This is a genomic window from Arthrobacter sp. efr-133-TYG-104 (assembly GCF_030208915.1).
Taxonomy (GTDB): Bacteria; Actinomycetota; Actinomycetes; order Actinomycetales; family Micrococcaceae; genus Arthrobacter.
Genome location: NZ_JARVTA010000006.1, coordinates 139632 through 156975 on the forward strand (window position 1 = coordinate 139632; position 17344 = coordinate 156975).

Sequence of the window (17344 nt, forward strand, 5' to 3'; positions counted from 1 at the left end):
CTCAGGCCGCGGCAGCCCCGGTGTCACTGATCCCGGCCAGCAGCCACTGCTCGGACAAAGGGTCGCGGCGCAGCTCGAAGGTTCGCAGCGCCGAAGTGGACGTCAACCGGACCTGAACCTGCCAGTGTTCGACGCTGATCAGGTCGCCGCTGCCCACCGGTGCCCGCTTGGCGGTGTTCCACCAGTCGGCACGGGTGAACCAGTGCACAGGTTCCGCGGCCACGGCCCAGATCCTGCCGTCATGCCTGACGGCCAGGGGAACCCCCTTCGCCGTGAAGCGGACCTCCACCGGAGCGTCCAGAGGTTTGCTATTTGATGCTGTTGCTGCCACGGGTCCGCTCTTCAAGATTCCTGTTCATCATTTCTTCCCGGCGGGTAACCGCCGAACTCCACACCCAGGTCCGGTACGTCACCGGCCCGTCCTTCCATGTCACTTCGACCGCTTTCGCTGTCCAGGCGAAGACCTCGCCGTCCACCAGTTCGGCGCAGTTCGGGAACCGGATCCATGCCTTGACGGGGATTCCGGGATACCCGTTCTTTGTCGGGAAGTGTTCGAAGTCGAGCTCTTCCACGGTCAGCCCGATCGGGCCGGCCCGCCGCGCATACTGCGCTTGCAGTGCAGCGGCGAACTCTTCGGAGGACATAACACAACCTTAGAACACATATTCGAATAGGCGACCCACAAAGATGGCGGCTACGGCCGGCCGCCTCGCTCCCGGGAATCACCATTGGTCCTGTTTTTCGATCCCCTGGGCACCAGGCTATAAAAGGGCTCCGACAACGTCCGGAACGGACTGATCCTGGTCCGCTGCCGGCTCGGCACAAAACGGCGTAGTGTCCGACAATGGGGACATGCCAGCTGCTTCTGCCCCCTGCACCGTCCACCACCTCTACTCCACACCCGGTCACCTCCTCCCCGCGTGCGGTGTAACCCCTGGCCCTGACGGGTCCGAGTGGCACACCGGACACGACGCCGGGGTCCTGCAGGTGTTCTCCGCGCAGGGATCCGCGTGCTGCTCTCTGTGTCTGGAGTTGTCCCTGTCATCTCCTGACTGACATGTGCAAGGTGGTACAGGTGGTACGTGGTCTGCCATACTGGTAGAGAAAACAGGTATACGAGTGGAAATCCTGCTCAGCCCCGGCTGAGCAGATCGTCCGTCCAGGCGGGCGTGGATAGTCCAGCTTCGGCTCCCGGGCTTGGCCTGGGAACGGGGGCTCGGGGAAACAGTTCTGAACTGTGGAGCCGAGACGCTGGACCTTCCGAACACTCATTGCCTGGACACAGAGCCAGGACGACAGGACCGACCAGAAGGACGAGAAGGCCATGGACATCACCAGTACCGCACACGTGACGCGGACGAAGCTGGCCGCGACCGCTGCAGCCCTGGCATGCGCCGCGCTCGTGCTCAGTGGCTGCAGCAGCTCCGGCGGGGACGGGCGGTACTTCGCCACCTCGGAAGGACAGAACGGCGACATCGTCGTCGTGGACGGTGACCAGATCACCTACTTCGACACCGCGAGCCGCCAGGACCTCGCCTGCCACTCCATCAACTCCGTCCTCGACGACCCTAAGGCGGCCGCGGCGAAGGGCGAGCTCAAGGACGCCTACACCGTCCGCGGCACCGGCAAGATCAACGAGTCCAAGTCCTCCGTGGACTGGACCGAGGCTGGCCGCAGCACCACCGAGACCGGCTCGATCAGCTTCGGCAAGGACAAGTCGACCATGGAGTTCGTCTTCTCCAACGGCGTCAACGACGTCGTGCTCGTGCCCGTCGACAGCGAGCAGGGCAAGGCCGTCAAGACCAAGTACTGCGGCTAAGGAGGCTGACCCCTTGACTGCCCCGATCGACCTGCAGCACCGGAGCCCCGTGGACCACGCGTCCGCGGGGCTCTGCCTTTTCTCTCCCGGGATGCGCCCGCGCGCCAGACAGGATGCAGGAGGTCGGACATGACGCTCATCGGACCGATCAGGTACTACAAGGAGCGGGTGGCGTACCCCAGCGACGAGCAGCTGCGCGCAGCAAGAGCCACCTGGGATTTCGACGACATCCGCCGGCCGACGGACGATGTCGACTGCACGCACATCCAGCTGATCGAAGTCTCCGGCCGCAACGCGGGGGAGCGGCGGCAGCTCGAGGAGGAGAAACTCACACGCTTCTTCGACTACATCGGCACCCGGGCCGGCTTCCGGGTGCTTACCCACCAGAAGAAGCCGGACTCGGCCACTTCGGCCTTCGTCTCGCACGAGATCGTCTACGTCATCGAGTCCCGGCCGACCAGGGGGTATGCCAAGCTCACCCTGCGCTCGGAGCTGCCGCGCAGCGGGACCGCCGGTGCCGTCTCGGACATCTTCAGCGCCGAGGGAATCGACCGCATCTCGCGGATCTTCGACAAGGGCCCCCGGAGGGATTGAGGCCGGTGCTGCAGTACGATTGCCGCCCGACGGGAAAAGAAGACCCCGTGGACATCACGTCCACGGGGTCTTCTCGTGTCTGACTGGCTGGCAGTCCCGTATGAGTCCTACAGCCGTCCGCCCTTCAGGCGCAGCGCCCGGTACTCCTCGATCGTCTCCGGCGGCCGTCCGTACTTTGGCGCATATGTCTCGACGAAATCGATCTCGGCCCAGGTGTCCCGGTGCCGGACCCGCGACCTGGCCAGCACCGCAAGCGCAGTTACTGAAACGACCACGTTGGCCAGCCACCACAAGATGGCGATGAGGACCGCCGCCTGGACCAGTCCCCGTTCGGAGGAGCCCGTCTGTGCTGCCACGGCCGCCAGGGCCGTTGAACTACCCAAAGCCATGCACCCGAGCAGGAGCCCTGCCGCCCAACCCTCCGTCGGCACCCGCCGGCGCACCAGATCAGCGGGGCTGTCGCGATCGCGGACCAGCCGCAGCGCCTCGCGCAGGAATAACACAGCAGCCATCGCGGCCAGGCAGTTCACCGCCAGCTCGCGCGCTCCCTCGAGCCACCAGCGCCCCGAGTGCCACCAGCCCAGCGGAAACTCGTCGCGCGCCTTGCCTCGCAGATTCATCCGGTCCATCCTTTCCCCCGTGGCAGGCAAAGGGCGGCGCACCCCTTGTCGGAGTGCGCCGCCCTCATCACCAACGATCAGTTCTTCGGGTCCTCAGCCGGCTTCCTCCGCGACACGGGATCGTCCGTGCGCTTCGGAGCCGGATCCGCCGTCCGCCGCGGCTGGGCCGGAGCCGGCTGCGACGGCTTCGGGGCCGGGGCCGGGGCCTTCGGAGCCTGAGCCGCCGGTGCCGGTCGACGTCCGCTGCGTGGAGCCGGCTGGACACCCTGGCTGCCCTGAGCGCCTCCGGTAACCCGGCCACCGACACGGGGCTGGGTAGGAGCCGGAGCAGGAGCCGGGGCCTGCGGACGCTGACCGGACTGGCCCTGCGCCTGCGCCGGAGCGCCGGTGCGGGGCTGGACCGGAGCCCGGTGGGCACTGCCCTGGCCGGTCGGAGCCTGGACCGGAGCCTGCGGGCTGCGGCGCTGGCTGCCGCTGGCCTGCGGGATACCCGGTCCTGCCTGCACAGCACGGGAGCCGGAACCCGCGTTGGCCTGCGGCTGCTGGCCTTCGGCGGCCCGCGTCGCCCGGGTGCCCGGAATCCCCGGGACCGCTGCGACGACGGGGTTCACCTGCGCGGGCCCGACGGTGCCAGCGGTGAAGCGCGGGCCCTGGCCCGAGGAGGCAGGAGCCGCCTGCTGTCCGGTGCCGAACTGCGTCGGTGCCGACTGGCCGGCGTCCGCCTTGCGGCCACGGCTGGTGTGCGCACCGCTATCGGTGCCGCCCGTGAGCCCGTCCCGCTTCTGGCCCTGACCCTGGCCATGGCCCGGCTGCCCGGTACCAGGAGCACCCTGCGCGCCGCCGAGCCCGAAGCTCGTCTGGCCGCCGGTGGCCTGGCCGCCCCGCGAGGAGGGACCCTGGCCGGTGCTGTAGCCGAGGTTCGACAGGCCGCCCTTGCCGCTCAGGGTCTGAGCAGTCTCCTTGTCGGAGCGGGAGCTCCCCGCCTTGCCGCCCGTGAGCTGCAGAGGACCGCCCTTGTCGCCGGGACCCTCGGGACCACCAGCGGACGGGCCGCGGCCGCCGCTGTCACCACCACCGCCGGGAACCGGACCGGGGCCGGCGGGGCTGCCGCCGTCGGGGCCGGCTTCCGGACCGTCGTTCGGACCGGCGGCCAGGGCCAGCGCGCCCTTCCCGGCAGCAAGCGACTTCTGCTCACCGTTCAGGCCGCCGGCGTTGGTCGACGAGCCCTTGCTGCCACCGGGGGTGCCGCCGGGCTTCGTGGCCCCGCTGCCGCCGAGCTTGCCGCCGACGCCGGAGGCGAGCTTGTTACCCATGGCCATGCCCGCTCCGGCCCCGGCTCCCGCAGCCAGCGCGGGGAGCATGCCGCTCTTGTCCGGCTTCGGTGCGGTGTTGGTCTCGAGGAACTTGTCCACGAGCTTGGTGAACACCTCGTCCATCGCCTGCAGCACGACCTTGCGCACCCGCAGGAGCGCCAAGGTGATGCCGATGATCAGCAGCGAGGAGATCAGGGTCAGGATGACCACAATGATCCCGCCGAGCATGCCTGAGCCCCACAGGCCGTCCTGGGACACCCAGGCCGACACCGGTCCGGAGATGATGTCCGGGATGGAGATCAGCAGCTCCGAGACGAACTGGTAGATGAACAGCGTCACCAGCACCTCGAGGATCAGTGCGACGGAGTAGACGATCACCTTGCTGATCGCGGCGATCGCGCCCAGCGTGGCGAACGGCACCGCGGCCACGAGGCTGAAGGTGCGCTTGACCGCGCCCACCAGCATGCCGATGGCGTACCAGAAGCCGAGCAGGACCATGCTGCCCAACACGACGCCGGCGTTCTGCCAGTACATGAACTTCGCCGGGCCCGTGCCGACCTGGCTGACCGCCATGTGGTCCTCGCGGGTCAGGCCGCTGGTGACGTTGTTCGAGCTGTACATCGTCATCGAGTCGGGGCCGAAGCCGGTGTTCAGGTAGTTGTACGCCGACAGCGCCGACATGTTGCAGGAGACCGGGGCGTTGTCCGCCCAGACCGAGAACCCACAGCCGTGCTTGGTGCCCTGGGTCGAGAAGCTCGTCGTGTTCCCGCCCGGGTTCGAGGAGGTCAGGCCCTTGCCGCCGGCCGCCAGCACCGGGTGGTTGGTCGGGATGTAGTCCGACTCGCCGTGCCCGCCGAAGTTGTCGCTGTCACCGTAGGACTTCTTGTCGATGAACCACTCCTTCTTCACATCGCTGTTGACCGGCAGGTTGGTAATCGCGCTCTTGATGCCCGACTCGAAGTCCGACGCCGATGTAATCTGGCCCGAGATGTAGCTGTTGAGCATGCCGAAGGTCTCGCCCACGGCGTTGAAGTCGCCCGCCGGGCTGCCCTCCATGCCGACCAGGCTGTTCTTCCAGGCCGTCTCGGCATTGGTCGCACCGGGGCCCACGCTGATGTCGCAGAAGGTCGAACCGTGCGCCTGCTTGTTGATCGCCAGTGCCGTCGTGCGCACCGACATCATCGCGTTGTTGCTGGCCTGGCCGTTGTCCCAGGCGATAACGGCCTCATCGGGAACGCCGAGACGGTCGTTCATCATCCAGGCCTCGAAGTCCACGTACGTGGAGAGCACCACACGGGTCGGGCCGGCGTGCTGGCCCAGCAGCGAGTCATCGAACTTGTCCAGGACGCCGGTGTACATCGAACCCATCAGCGGAAGGCCCACGCCAATGAAGACGACGCGCACGACGAGCTTCTTGATCGCCGAGCCGCGGTCCATCTTCTTGAACAGCACCAGGCCAATAATCAGGAATCCGATGAAGAGCGGGACCAGCGCCTCCCAGGCGATGGACTGCAGCAGGCCGTACCAGCTTGCGATCCAGTGCTGCAGGCCCGCCAGGGCACCGCCGCCGGCCTGGCCACCGGTCATCCCGTCGGCGAGGTCCTGCTGGTGCGCGCTGTTCGTATTGCCGCCGGAGTCCGCGACGCCTGCGACCGCCTGGTAGAACCACATGAACGGGTTCAGCACCTTCAGCAGCTGGATGATGAGATAGAACAGCGTGCCCACGGCCAGCGCCATCGCGTAGAGCAGCCAGATCGCGCCGCCGCCGATGAGCGACAGGATCTGTCCACCGATGCCCGAGGACATCGTGTCCAGGCCGAGGTCGGCGTTGGCCGCGCCGAAGTGGGCGTAGTCCACCATGCCGGAGTAGACGTTCTTGCCGCTGCCGCTGGCTGTCGCATTCAGCGTGTCGTACCCGATGGTCTGCGTGGAGCCCGTCGCCTCGGCGAAGAGCCAGCCGACTACGTTGAAGAGGCTGAATTCGGAGTCGGCGTAGCCGAGCATGTCGCCGCCCGTCGCCGGGTCGGCGGTGATCGCCCGCCAGTCCTCGTTCATCCGATCCTCGGGCTTGTCCTTGCCTTCGGGGGAGTTCTCCTGACTGAAGTACGTCGAGGCATTCGACGCCAGCTGGTACAGCGAGTAATTGTCGCGGTCCTCGTCGTCGGCAGCGTGCGCCGATGGCGCGAACACCGTCATCAGCAGCGGCACAACCAGTGCCACGAGCAGCGACAGAGCCAGGACGCACACCAGCCCGCCCCGGGCAGTCGCCGCGGCCCGGGCCCGCGCCGCGAGCGTGATGGTCCCGTTCATCTTTCCCTTCCTGTCTGTCGTGTCCGTGATGGCCGTCATGACTTGCCCAGCTTCCGCGGGGCGGTCCCGGCCTTCTTCATGGCCTTCCTGCGGTCGGCCCGCCCCACCTGGTCCTCAGAGCGGTCCTCCTCGGACTCGACGCCCTGGCGGGCGCTGGTGAGCTTCGCGCCGGGTGCCGGCTTGTCCTTCATCAGCTGGTCCATCCGGGCCGCCTCGTCGGCCTTGGCGGCCTCCAGGCGAACCTGCCTGCGCTGGGCCTCGCGGAAGGGGTTGATCCCCAGCGCGAGGTCGAGGTGGAAGACCACGTTCGACACGTCCCGGCGAAGGTAGGTAAGGTTCTCGCCCTTGGTCGTGATGAGCTGGGCGAGGTCCGGCGGGATCTGCTGGTGCAGCTGCTTCTGGTACTCCGCCACCGTGCGGTCGCGCATCGGCCCGAAGAGCGTGTAGTCCGCGGCGTCGAACTTGTTGAAGTCCGAGTCCGCGAGCATCTTGTCGACGTCGTTGTAGCTGTAGACCACGCGGCCGCCGCGCTCGTGCATGTGGTCGAACTGGTCGCGCAGGTACTTCTTGACGCGGTCGTCAATCTGCTCGGTGCCGTGGATCACCACGGTGTCCCCGAGCCCGAGCTTGCCGACGGCGAAGCCGACGATGTTGACCAGCTGGGCCATGGCCACGCCCTTGCCGCGGCGCATCAGCCGCGAGAAGTCGTAGACCACGCGCCGGGCATCCCGGACCCCGTCCACGGCCGATGCCGTGTGGTTGTTGAACAGGTCGCCGTTCGTGCTGAGCATCGTGTTCGCGATGCCGCGCAGCACGTTGTACGCGCGCAGCTGGTCGGGGTCGGTCTTGCTTGAGTTCAGCAGGGCTTTGTGCGCGGTGTCGAGGTACGAGACGAACATCTGCAGCCGCGGCACCTGCTGGTGCGGGATGTTGACCACGCGCAGGCGGTGCCGCTGGTCCTTGGCGTTGTGCCGCCACATGCCCTGCTCGACGTAGAAGTCGGTCGCCGTGTCCTCCAGCGCGGAGCGGATGATCGAGCCGATTGCCCCGTCCGTGGTCTCGTAGAGCTGCTCAAACATCAGCTTGAGCTTCTCCATCTGCGCGGCGAAGACCGTCAGTTCGTCGTCCTCGTCGCCGAACAGCTCGAAGGGGTTGACGTCACCGCGGTTCAGGTCCACGCGCGAGGTCAGCCGCTCGAAGTTCGGGCCGAGCTTGTCCAGGTCCGCCCCGTCCAGCACGAGGTGGACCACCGAGCGGTTGCCGAGCATGCAGGCCTGCGAGATCTTCGAGCACCACATGTTCGACACACGCTGGCGGTCCAGGTACTCGCTCAGGGTCGCGTCTGCCACGACAACGTGGTGCTCGTACCGGTTCACGTCCATGAGTACGGCCGAGTTGTTGACGTCGCCGACCATGTAGCCGACGTACTCGCCGCCCCGGTCGTTCAGGCCGTTAGTCACCAGCGAGTACGAACCCGCGAGCTCGGTCGAGGTGAAGTGGAAGCCCTTGCCGCGCTTCTTCTCGTTGTTCTTGAACAGGCCCGAGAGTTCCTGGCGCTGCTCGCCGGCGTACGCCGCAGCCTTCAGCGTGCCGAAGCGGTCGATGTACAGCCGCGTGACGCGGTCGACCGAGTCGTCCAGCGTCTCCAGGTCCGGAGCCTTGAGAAACAGGCGGTTGTGCACCGACAGGTAGCTCGCGCCGTCCTGGATCTCGCCGATGGTGACCTCAAGGTCGGAGGAGATCTTGGCGGCCTTGCGCTTGGAGGAGGTCGTGCCGGTCTCCTCCTGCTCGTTCGCGTCAAGGCGGTCGAGCTTCTCCGACTGCTTGGTGAACGAATCCACCCACTTCTCGTCCATCCGGCGCACCTGCTCCAGGACGACCGCGGTGACGCGCTCGTCGAGCCCGTCCGGGATCCGGTCGATGCCCCAGAACGCGGCGAAGTTGTCGTGCGCGGCGTCGTCGTGGAAGAACGCGAGCACGCACGCCACGGAACCGTCGACCTCGAAGTAGTCGGAGCGGAAGACGTACTTCTCCCGAGGCTTGAGCGCCAGCAGGTGCGGATACGAGTCGAACCGCCCCTCCAGCTTCTTCATCTCCTGGCGGCGCTGCCACCAGTTCTTCTTCGGCTCGGCCACCTCGGCCGGCTCAGCGGCGACCGCCGGCGCGGTCACCTCGGACGGCTCCGCCGTCCCGTCCGTGGCGGGATCGCCGTCGAGAGCGGCCTCCAGTTCATCCACGCCCGGCACGGCCGTCGCGTCCCCGCCCCGGGGCTTCTTCCCCGGAATGCCCAGCTGCGCGCGGGCCTTCGTCATCAGCGCCATGTCACCCTTCGTCCTTCCTTTGTTCGTCCAGCTCGGCCCGGTCAGTTCAGTGAGGCCTTGAGAGAGTGCAGGTCGTCCTCGATGCCCTGGTAGAAGACCCGCAGCATGGGCTCGGTCTCCTCGCGGTCGAGGACCGTAGCCTCCTTGATCATCAGCGCGGACCCCTCGACCTCGGACTGCAGCACCATGTGCGCCCGGCGCAGAGCGTCAGCGCTCTTGCCCTTGAGCAGCAGGTACTGGTGGATCGAGGTGAACTTGCCACCGACGTGCTGCGTGAGGATGTCATACTGCTCGTTCTGCAGCTCGATCAGGTCAGGGTCGCGGACCTCGAGGGCGTGGTTGCGGTGCTCGAGCGAGGCCACCTGGTGGTAAATCCGCTGCGGCTCCTTCGTGGTGACGAAGGACCACTCGCAGTTCGTGTCGATCTTGCGCCAGAAGGCGTCGACCCGGTCCAGGATGCCGATGCGGTCCTCGTCGAAGAGCAGGTACGACGCTGAGCCCACGACCAGGTAGACCTGCCCCTCACCGCCGTCGGAGAAGTGGATCCGGCCGTCCTCCTCGATGCCGTCGATGCCGACGATCGAGTAGAAGTCGCTCGGGTCCGAGCTGCGGCGGGTGAAGACGTTGCGTGCCCGGGACGGGGCGTACGCCAGCAGGGCGGGCACGTTCATCGCCCGCAGCTCCTTCGTCTTGGTCATGCCGCCGAAGTAGACGATCAGTGCCAGGCCCCAGATGACGAAGAGCGTGATGAACACCGGACCCGAGCTCGCCACGAAGGTCTGCGTCACCGCCCACAGCAGCGCCAGCGCGCCCCCGCCGAAGAAGAACAGCTGCTTGATGGGGGAGGGCTTCGCCGCCCAGCCGCCCTTGCTGAGCGTGATCTCGTGGTCGAGGAACGACCTGTTGAGGCTCGTCGGCACCTTGTACGACATCTTCGCCATGAATCTCTCCCTGCTGCCACCACTGATTTGTCTGTGCCTGTCCGAATGCCCTCATAGACGAGGGATACATGACTACTCTACCTTAGATAGACCTATCGAATCGAGCGTGGCTGACGCAAGAATGGCACCGCCCAACGGACTCGGACGTGCGATCCGATGCCGTCGGGCGGTGCCGTGGCGTGCTGATGTACGTGGACGGACAGTCTATCGGACTGACCTCCGAATAATCATTCAGGAACGAGTCTGCGCAACCTCAGCCGAAGAAGGGGACGAGCTTCCTCTTGCCGCCCTCGTCCTTCCAGGCCAAGGTCGCGTCGAACTTCTTTCCCTTGCTCGAGGTGAAGCCCGTACCCTTGATCGTCTTGCCCGCGGCCAGTGCCGCGAGCTGATCGTCGGTGAAGGCAACCCCGCACCAGCTCTTCGGCGGGGAGTCCAGGGAGGCCTCGAAGTCAGGCACGATCTTCTTACCCTCACCCTTCTTCTCCTCGCGGAAGAAGACCTTGCACTGGAAGCGGTTGCCCTTCTTTGAGACGAAGTCGCTGGACTCGACGCCCTCGCCAGCCATGAGGAGGTCGATCTCCTCGGGCGTAAAGGTGTAGTGGCACCAGGACGCCGGCGGCAGAGCGTTGCCGCTGGCGTCGCGGCGGCCGAAGCCGAGCTTCTGGAACCCGACGAACTTCCGGCCCTTGAAGGTGCCCTCGCCAAGCTCGCCGAAGACCTCATAGGCCTTGCCCGTGGTGCTCTTCGCCGAAAACTCGATCGTCTCCCCGGCCAGCAGCCGGGCGACCTCGTCGTCGGTGAAGCGGTGGCCGCCCCACTCACGCGCGAACACCACATCCTTGCCCGTCTTGGCCCAGGTGCCCTGCGCCCGCTCCTTCCGGGTGACGGCCTCCTCCTTGAGCCCCAGTGCGGAGCGCATCGTCGCGGCGTTCTTCTGCATGGTCGCGATGTCCTCGCGCACCCAGTCGGCCACGACCGCGAGGCGCTCCTCTGCGCTCGGGCCGGTGCCTGCGGCAATCTCCTTCATATCGGCATAGACCTTCTCGGTCAGCGCCAGGTCGCCGATCCGGGTGCCCGGAAGCAGCCGCCAGCTCATGTCCCCGGCCTCGGCGAGGGTGAGCTTGCGGCCCTTCTCCAGCAGCAGCGGGTACTTCGTCTTCGTCGAGGTCACCTCGGAGTACGTCGAGGTCCGGGTGGCACCCGTGCCCACGTCGCGCTTCTCCAGCTGCTTCATCAGCCACTTCATGCTCGGGTGCTCGGGGCGCTTGTTCGCACCCTCGAAGACGAAGGGCTCAGCGTTGGTGCCCAGGCCCTTGGCCGACTCGTTCTCGTCGCCCTCGGCGGTGTCGTCGCCGGCGTCCGGATCGAACACCGCCTTCCAGCCTGCCGACATGGGCACGTTGGCGATGCCCACGAAGTCCGGATAGTCCTTGACGTGGCCCTTCTGCTGCTCGTAGACGTAGTCCTCGGCGATCATCGCCAGGTAGTTCTTGCCCAGCGTCTCGTAGATCAGGCGGCCGGCCTTGCCGAAGCGCTGCTCGACCTCGTCCAGTGAAGCGGGCACCTTCGGGCCCGGCCGGTTCGCACCGTGCGCGCCCTGGGGCTTGACGTGCGTCTTGCGCGGCTGGCGGTGCGTCAGGAGCTTCACGTCCACACCCACGACCCCGGCAATCTTGTCCACCAGGGGCGCGAGCTCGTCGAACTGCTCGGGCGTGATCGTCACGTCGGCAGTGCGCGGGTAGCTGACGGCCTGGGCCTCGTACATGGACTGGTAGGTCGAAAGCACGAGCTGGGCCTTGATCCCCTTGCCCACCAGGAGCGAGGACAGTGCGGCCAGGTCCAGCAGCTTCGGTGGCGCGGTCTGCTTCGTCGCCTTGCCGTCGAGCACGACGGGGGAGGGGCCGTACTGGTTCGTCACCTGGTCCTTCTGGTCGAACCGCGGCTCCTCCGGGTTCGTGTACATCACGTCGTTCTCGTCACGGAACCGGTTCTGGAAGAACGGCTTCTTGACGTAGTCGTTGTACGCCTTCAGCTGGTCGCCGACGAGCTTGACCATCGCCGACTTCAACCGGCCCTGGCGCAGCACCGTGTCCTGCCCGGACTGGCGGGCCATGTTCGTGGCGATGCGGGTGAACTGCATCGAGAGCAGGTCGAACTGTGAGCGGTAGCGCGCCTTGCGGTACTCGTCGAAGTCCAGGAGTGACGGAATGACCTTGCGCGCGGCGAAGGCCTTCTGCAGCGAGGCCGGAGCCTCATCAGTGAAGTACATGCGCGACCACTTGCCCGGCTTCAGCCCCAACTCGAGGAAGGCATTGACCGCGATCATGCCGCCCTCGCCCGTGGGGTCGACGTCGGTGGCGATCACGATCTCGTCGCACTTGCACAGGGTCCGCTTCACGTCCGCGGCGACAGAGCTCGCGTTCTTGATCACCTCCAGGCTCCAGTCCAGCTGCTGAGGGTCCCAGGGCAGGTTGCCCAGGTCCCAGGTCCGGTACTTCCCGGCCACGTCCGGATCCGCCACCATCCGGTGCGGATCGACGAACTCGTACAGGTGCCCCCGGGCGTGGGCGATGACGAACTGCTCCCCGTTGTACGTGCCGTTCATGCCGCCGAGGGCTGCAGCGAAGTGCCGCGCCGCGCTCGGCTTCTCGGTGAGGATCCCGACAACCATCATGACTCCCTTTCGTCGGTGACTCATAAACCAGTCGACTCATAAATCAGTCACAAGTCTATCGACAGAACGAGTCGAATGGCGAGTCTGAGCGAGTCGCCCAGCGAGTCGAGTGGGAGCGGCGAGGGCCCGCGCCGGCACGCCGGTCAGAGAGGGCCTGGATCATTCACGACGACCCCGGATCGAGGTAACGTCTATAGAGTCGCCACCCGCTCACGCCCGACCCAGGAGCACGAATCCCATGGCCCTCGACCACGCTTTCCTGCGCACACCACAGGACTTCAGCAGCATGCTCATCGAGATGCAGGAAGGCAGCTGGCCGCCGGACGAGGCGGACATCATCCGTATCGCCCAGGGGTGCTCGATGCTGATCGAGTGCATCGACGCCTGGGAGAGCGCCACGCACGGCAAGAACGTCTTCGACGTCGCCCGCGGAGAGATTTGCACGGCCGACGTACGGCGGCTCCTCGCCCAGGAGGTCTCACTGAGCTACGAGGGCGACGTCGCGGTGCTGCTGGTGCCGCCTGCGGACGAACGTGTGCGCGTGGAAATCCGGGCCGACGTCGACGAATACCAGGGCCTGCTGCGCCGTCCGGAGATGGTCCTGGATTGGGAGCAGGATGGCAAGCAGCACGAGCACTACATCTCCCTCAAGCCCAAAGGCGCGCACTGGTACATGCTGTCGCAGCTGCGCGACGACATGAAGGAAGGCCGGCTCACCGTCCGGTCGTAGCGGCCAGGCCGTGGGCCTCCTTGCAGCCTCTGGAATGAAAATCAGCCCGTTGCCTGATGGCAACGGGCTGATCGTTTCGACTACAGAGGGGCGCAGGTCAGCGGCCCAGGTTCACGGGACGGCCGGTTTCGCCATTCCGACGCGCCGGAGAGCCGCATTCACTGCGGCGATTCTTCTTCAGTATCGTTGGCACTGCCTGTCAACTCTGCGCGTCGGGCCTCAAACAGCATTTCATTGATTGCGAACTCCGCGTTCCCTGACCACGCTTCGCTGCCGAATGCAGTGATGTCGTAGTACTCGGGGATGCCGTCGCCTTCCGGATCGGTAAAGCCAACCCCAAGGTCGTCGCATTTCAGCATGACCTTCCGCTCGCCATACGAAGCCGTCAACTCCCAGTTGCCGAAGTAACTGCCGTAAAGGGTGAGATCCAAGGGGACCCCGGCAACGTCTACCAGCAGATTGGAGGATTGACTCCTCCTCTGTTCCGGCCAAGACGCCAGACCATCAAGTTCGACGGTGATCCCCGGGACCAGAGTAAGAGCATCCATGACGTTGTCCAGCGCGTCACTTTGCTCCCTCCAGCCACTTCCACCTGCATCGACATAGCAATTTGTCACCAGCGCATCCTCAGCTGACGTGGACCCCGCGGGCAGGGAAATATCCGCTCGCAGAAGGGCCCTTGGAACAGTTGCTTCCTGCGTCCTGGTGCTTCCACGGCTCCACGGAGATTCCAGAAGACCTGCGATCCTCACCTCCGCAAGATAGAAGGCCGTGAACGTCAATGCAGTGGCGTCCTGCTTGGTGTGGTTGAGTCCGACGAGTTTGGCCGAGGCGGCATCGACGTCGAACGAAAGGGAGGAAATATCGTCGGGTACCAGATCCTCCCAGTCACCCATATTCCCTTCGCTGATCGTGACGTCCCGCAACAGAACATTGCCCTCGTAGGCAAGCCGCAGAGCCAAGCTGAGCCCGTCGGCATCACTTGGAACTGAACCAAATATCTTTTCGGTGGCCCTCCTGAGATCGCTGAAGATGTGGGGACCTTCGGTCCCGAGCCACTGCTGATAGGCGGTGCGGGTGTCCTTATCTGCCGAGACAACTACATACTCCAGGTCCCGGCTTCGCCCCTCATGGATGTACGCCCGGAGGTGAGCACTGTCGGCTGCGCCGGTTTTTACCTCACTCTTTCGTTTGGCCGGTCCTTCCAGCAGGATCTGGTCACGAAGAGCTTCATGGGCAAAATCTGCGGTACTGAGGACACGGATGCTGGACCCCAAGGATGTGATGACCCCGCTCAGGTCCAGCGCGATGTCTTTGGCTGTCTTTTCATCCGGGACCTCCACCGAAAACCCGGCACTGTGAAGCTTCTTTGTCGCAGCCCGGAGTGATACGTGGTGGCCGTGTAGGTGCTGGCCCCATTCCCAGATAACGGTGTCCGTTACCCAGATTTCAATGCGCCCGTGCTTATCAGCGCGGGAACAAAGAGACCTCAGTGTTTCCATGCCGGGCGCTTCGGCGAAGATGTTTGTGTCGAGCGCGATTGCTCCGACGCGGCTGAAGTTCGGATCGGACCCGGCAGCAGTTTCCATGCCCTGATCGTCGGGCAAAGTTCACCGATTCGACAAATTGTCCCGTCACAAGCCACCCTTTTTACGGTTCGCGGAGACGCACCCCAGGACCGTTCGCTGTATTCCAGTGCGTCACGGCGCTCATCGGATCGGCCGCCCTTCCCGCTCGCGCTCGAGCTTCGCCTGCTTCTTCGTCGCCTCCCGCACCCGGTCCCGGACGAAGACCGCGTCCTTGTGCGTGATCGGAGCCTCGTGGACATTGTGCGAGCCGCGCAGGAAGTTGCTCGTGCGGTCCGCGATCGAGTACGCGAGTGCCTGCTCGATCGCCGCGCTGGTCTCCTTTACCTCACCCAGCTGCCCGTGCAGCGCGGCCAGGCCCTGGGTCTGCTCACGGCCCCTCCGCTCCAGGGATTCCATGCGCGCCGCGATGCTGCCCAGCAGCGGATCACGGGAGCGGAACAGCTGCGCCGCGCGCCGGGTGGCAGCATCAGTCGCCAGTCCAAGGTCGAGCTGGGCCAGCAGAAAGGCCGTGACCAGGCTTGCCTGGCTCAACCGCTCGGCGAACTCGCGGGCTGCCGTGTCGCCGACACCGAGCTCACGGACGGCCGCTGAGCGCAGCTGCTCCCGCAGCGCGCCGACGATTGCCTCGGGCAGGGCCCGGACGGCAGGCTGGCTCTTCACGCCGTCGAGCCGGAAGCCGCTCTGTGGCAACGACTCGCTGCCCTCGTCCCCTCCGCCGGAGCCGCCCCTGGCCGCCGCAGACTGCACGGCCTCCTGATGGTCGGTGTGCTGGAGCGGGACGGGCGGGAGGAGGTTGGCATCTTCCGGCGGCGACACCGGGAGGGCCGCGGGGTGTGCTTCGGCGTCTGCGTCGTCGTGCACCTGCGGCATCGCTGCTTTGTCCACGGCGACGGCGTCGCTCTGGGCCGGGGGAGTGGCGCTGCCTGCTCCCGAGCCTCCACGCTGGCCGGCACCGGTGTCCCGGTCAAGGTTCTCGGCGCTCTGCTGCGGGGCCTCATCCTTCTCCGGCGTGTCCTGCTCCGGCTCCGCCGGCTGTGCCCCTTCCTGGGCCCGCTTCAGGCCCTCGCTCCCGCCGGTCCGGTACGCATCGAGGAAGGACGTGTCGACGTCCATCAGCTCGTCGGTGGACGGCATGATCTCGTTCAGCCCCTGGCTCACGTCAGCTCCCCGTTCTCCTCGTCCAGCAGATAGTTGTCGCCCCTGGTCAGCCCGAGCAGGGAATCGAAGCCCATGGTCACGACCCGCTCGAGGTTGGCGTTGTTCGTCGAAAGCGCCTTGAGCTCGTCGACGACCTGGTTGATACGCGCGGTGAGCAGATCAGGGATGTCGAAGTCGAGATTCTCGCGCCGGATCTTCTCGGCGATCGCCTCGGCGTAGTACTCGTTGGCGGAGGGGTAGCCGCGCCGCTGCGCCCAGTACTCCGCCCGCTGCTTCTCGTCCGAGGACAGGCGGGTAAAGACCCGCTCCCTGCGGTCGCTGCCGTTCTGGTCGATGCTCGGTCCACCGGACCTGGTCGCAGCCCGCGCAGCGGGAGGCGCAGCCTTCGGCTCGTCGACGACGGTCATGTCTGGCCTCTCCTGTCATATTCGACTGATGTACGAGTCCATTCTAACGTCATTCGATTGTCTGTCACGAATGATTGGGCAATGACTTGTGACAGACCTTTGCGGAGAGGTCGGGCAGAGAGGTGGAGTCATCTGCGTCACCCGGTCAGCGCCTGATCGCGTGTCCCAGGCGGCCTCGGTTCCTCGACCCCAAGGCCGGGGCCGCTGAACGTTGGTTCGCACCTCCCGTTCGTGCGAAAAAGAGAAGGCCCCGACGCGCATGAAGCGCACCGGGGCCTTTATTCCTGCCCGCAGTCCCAGAGCCCAGGCCTGTCCGGTCCGCCCGGCAGTTGCTCCACGTTGCGTGCCGTTCCCGCCCGGGCGTACGATTCCATCGAACATATGTTCGAAAAGGAAGTGGACATGCAGGCCTCGCAGCCAGAACCGTTGGCGCTCGACGAGCCGCTGATACTCCCGTTCGCGCCGGAAGCCGTCGCCTGCGGCTTCCCCAGCCCTGCAGAGGGATATTGGTCCGGGGACCTTGATCTTGTCCAGCACCTGGTCCGGGACCCAACATGTACATTTGTCTGGCGTGCAGCCGGCCATTCCATGACCGGAGCCGGAATCAATGACGGCGACCTGCTGCTCGTGGACCGGGGGATCGATCCCGTTCCGGGCAAGATCGTGATCGCCGTCGTTGACGGCGAATACACCGTCAAGCGGCTGGACGTCATCCAGGGACGTACCGTTCTCGTGGCAGAGAACCTTGACTATGCGGACGTCGTTCTCCACGAACACACCGAGATGTCAGTCTGGGGCGTGGTCACATGGATTCTGTCTCCTGCGAAAACCAAACGTGGTGTCAGACCCCGCCTATAGTCTCCAGCCG

The 17344-nt window shown here is 65.8% G+C and carries 14 protein-coding genes; 4 read left to right on the top strand and 10 right to left on the bottom strand.

The genetic code is table 11. From position 1 onward, the window contains the following. Position 1 precedes the first annotated feature (1 nt). Together QRN04_RS06305 and QRN04_RS06310 are read right to left on the bottom strand one after the other, a co-directional pair. Complete coding sequence (locus tag QRN04_RS06305) at positions 2-331, bottom strand: hypothetical protein (protein ID WP_374111515.1); 330 nt, start codon at positions 329-331, stop codon at positions 2-4. After that, positions 309-644 carry a hypothetical protein gene (locus QRN04_RS06310; RefSeq protein ID WP_133830801.1) on the bottom strand — a complete coding sequence of 112 codons (336 nt, stop codon included), beginning with the start codon at positions 642-644 and terminating at the stop codon, positions 309-311. The genes QRN04_RS06305 and QRN04_RS06310 overlap by 23 nt, the downstream gene beginning before the upstream one ends. Positions 645-1237: 593 nt before the next feature. Between QRN04_RS06310 and QRN04_RS06315 the strand changes: the two genes are divergently transcribed. Together QRN04_RS06315 and QRN04_RS06320 are read left to right on the top strand one after the other, a co-directional pair. Continuing rightward, entirely contained in the window at positions 1238-1819 is a 582-nt protein-coding gene (locus QRN04_RS06315) for a hypothetical protein (RefSeq protein ID WP_284975257.1), read from the top strand. 129 nt (positions 1820-1948) lie between these two features. Further along, positions 1949-2413: a hypothetical protein gene (locus tag QRN04_RS06320; RefSeq protein ID WP_133830799.1), complete on the top strand. Its 465-nt coding sequence runs from the start codon at positions 1949-1951 to the stop codon at positions 2411-2413. Between the two features lie 107 nt (positions 2414-2520). Here the strand turns inward: QRN04_RS06320 and QRN04_RS06325 are convergent, their stop codons facing one another. The 5 genes from QRN04_RS06325 to QRN04_RS06345 all read right to left on the bottom strand — a co-directional run bounded on the left by QRN04_RS06325 (position 2521) and on the right by QRN04_RS06345 (position 12592). Further along, positions 2521-3033 carry a hypothetical protein gene (locus tag QRN04_RS06325; RefSeq protein WP_133830798.1) on the bottom strand — a complete coding sequence of 171 codons (513 nt, stop codon included), beginning with the start codon at positions 3031-3033 and terminating at the stop codon, positions 2521-2523. A 77-nt stretch (positions 3034-3110) separates the two neighbouring features. Then, positions 3111-6695 (bottom strand): mediator complex subunit 15 domain-containing protein, encoded by a 3585-nt coding sequence (locus QRN04_RS06330; protein WP_284975258.1) that lies wholly within the window; start codon positions 6693-6695, stop codon positions 3111-3113. Next, the gene (locus QRN04_RS06335; RefSeq protein WP_133830796.1) at positions 6692-8977 is read right to left on the bottom strand and encodes a hypothetical protein; all 2286 of its coding nucleotides are present in this window, start codon (positions 8975-8977) and stop codon (positions 6692-6694) included. The genes QRN04_RS06330 and QRN04_RS06335 overlap by 4 nt, the downstream gene beginning before the upstream one ends. Positions 8978-9018: 41 nt before the next feature. Next, positions 9019-9918, bottom strand: coding sequence for a hypothetical protein (locus tag QRN04_RS06340; protein ID WP_133830795.1), 900 nt, complete (start codon positions 9916-9918; stop codon positions 9019-9021). Between the two features lie 253 nt (positions 9919-10171). Then, positions 10172-12592, bottom strand: a complete 2421-nt coding sequence (locus tag QRN04_RS06345; RefSeq protein WP_284975259.1) for a type IA DNA topoisomerase — start codon at positions 12590-12592, stop codon at positions 10172-10174. 238 nt (positions 12593-12830) lie between these two features. Between QRN04_RS06345 and QRN04_RS06350 the strand changes: the two genes are divergently transcribed. Further along, entirely contained in the window at positions 12831-13322 is a 492-nt protein-coding gene (locus tag QRN04_RS06350) for a hypothetical protein (protein ID WP_056387674.1), read from the top strand. Between the two features lie 158 nt (positions 13323-13480). On the opposite strand, the gene QRN04_RS06355 is transcribed toward QRN04_RS06350, so the two are convergent. The 3 genes from QRN04_RS06355 to QRN04_RS06365 all read right to left on the bottom strand — a co-directional run bounded on the left by QRN04_RS06355 (position 13481) and on the right by QRN04_RS06365 (position 16476). Continuing rightward, the gene (locus QRN04_RS06355) at positions 13481-14911 is read right to left on the bottom strand and encodes a hypothetical protein (protein WP_284975260.1); all 1431 of its coding nucleotides are present in this window, start codon (positions 14909-14911) and stop codon (positions 13481-13483) included. A gap of 120 nt (positions 14912-15031) precedes the next feature. Beyond that, positions 15032-16069, bottom strand: coding sequence for a hypothetical protein (locus QRN04_RS06360; RefSeq protein WP_208294366.1), 1038 nt, complete (start codon positions 16067-16069; stop codon positions 15032-15034). Further along, positions 16066-16476 carry a hypothetical protein gene (locus tag QRN04_RS06365; RefSeq protein WP_208294365.1) on the bottom strand — a complete coding sequence of 137 codons (411 nt, stop codon included), beginning with the start codon at positions 16474-16476 and terminating at the stop codon, positions 16066-16068. The genes QRN04_RS06360 and QRN04_RS06365 overlap by 4 nt, the downstream gene beginning before the upstream one ends. A gap of 402 nt (positions 16477-16878) precedes the next feature. Here QRN04_RS06365 and QRN04_RS06370 point away from each other — a divergent pair, with 402 nt between their 5' ends. Then, positions 16879-17334 carry a LexA family protein gene (locus QRN04_RS06370; RefSeq protein ID WP_133830793.1) on the top strand — a complete coding sequence of 152 codons (456 nt, stop codon included), beginning with the start codon at positions 16879-16881 and terminating at the stop codon, positions 17332-17334. The last annotated feature ends 10 nt before the right edge of the window (positions 17335-17344 follow it).

What these genes read in the sequence shown, in the direction of transcription:
- QRN04_RS06310 (WP_133830801.1), bottom strand. Translation starts at nt 644, where the DNA reads ATGTCCTCCGAAGAGTTCGCCGCTGCACTGCAAGCGCAGTATGCGCGG.
- QRN04_RS06320 (WP_133830799.1), top strand. Translation starts at nt 1,949, where the DNA reads ATGACGCTCATCGGACCGATCAGGTACTACAAGGAGCGGGTGGCGTAC.
- QRN04_RS06325 (WP_133830798.1), bottom strand. Translation starts at nt 3,033, where the DNA reads ATGAATCTGCGAGGCAAGGCGCGCGACGAGTTTCCGCTGGGCTGGTGG.
- QRN04_RS06330 (WP_284975258.1), bottom strand. Translation starts at nt 6,695, where the DNA reads ATGACGGCCATCACGGACACGACAGACAGGAAGGGAAAGATGAACGGG.
- QRN04_RS06335 (WP_133830796.1), bottom strand. Translation starts at nt 8,977, where the DNA reads ATGGCGCTGATGACGAAGGCCCGCGCGCAGCTGGGCATTCCGGGGAAG.
- QRN04_RS06340 (WP_133830795.1), bottom strand. Translation starts at nt 9,918, where the DNA reads ATGGCGAAGATGTCGTACAAGGTGCCGACGAGCCTCAACAGGTCGTTC.
- QRN04_RS06345 (WP_284975259.1), bottom strand. Translation starts at nt 12,592, where the DNA reads ATGATGGTTGTCGGGATCCTCACCGAGAAGCCGAGCGCGGCGCGGCAC.
- QRN04_RS06350 (WP_056387674.1), top strand. Translation starts at nt 12,831, where the DNA reads ATGGCCCTCGACCACGCTTTCCTGCGCACACCACAGGACTTCAGCAGC.
- QRN04_RS06355 (WP_284975260.1), bottom strand. Translation starts at nt 14,911, where the DNA reads ATGGAAACTGCTGCCGGGTCCGATCCGAACTTCAGCCGCGTCGGAGCA.
- QRN04_RS06365 (WP_208294365.1), bottom strand. Translation starts at nt 16,476, where the DNA reads ATGACCGTCGTCGACGAGCCGAAGGCTGCGCCTCCCGCTGCGCGGGCT.
- QRN04_RS06370 (WP_133830793.1), top strand. Translation starts at nt 16,879, where the DNA reads ATGCAGGCCTCGCAGCCAGAACCGTTGGCGCTCGACGAGCCGCTGATA.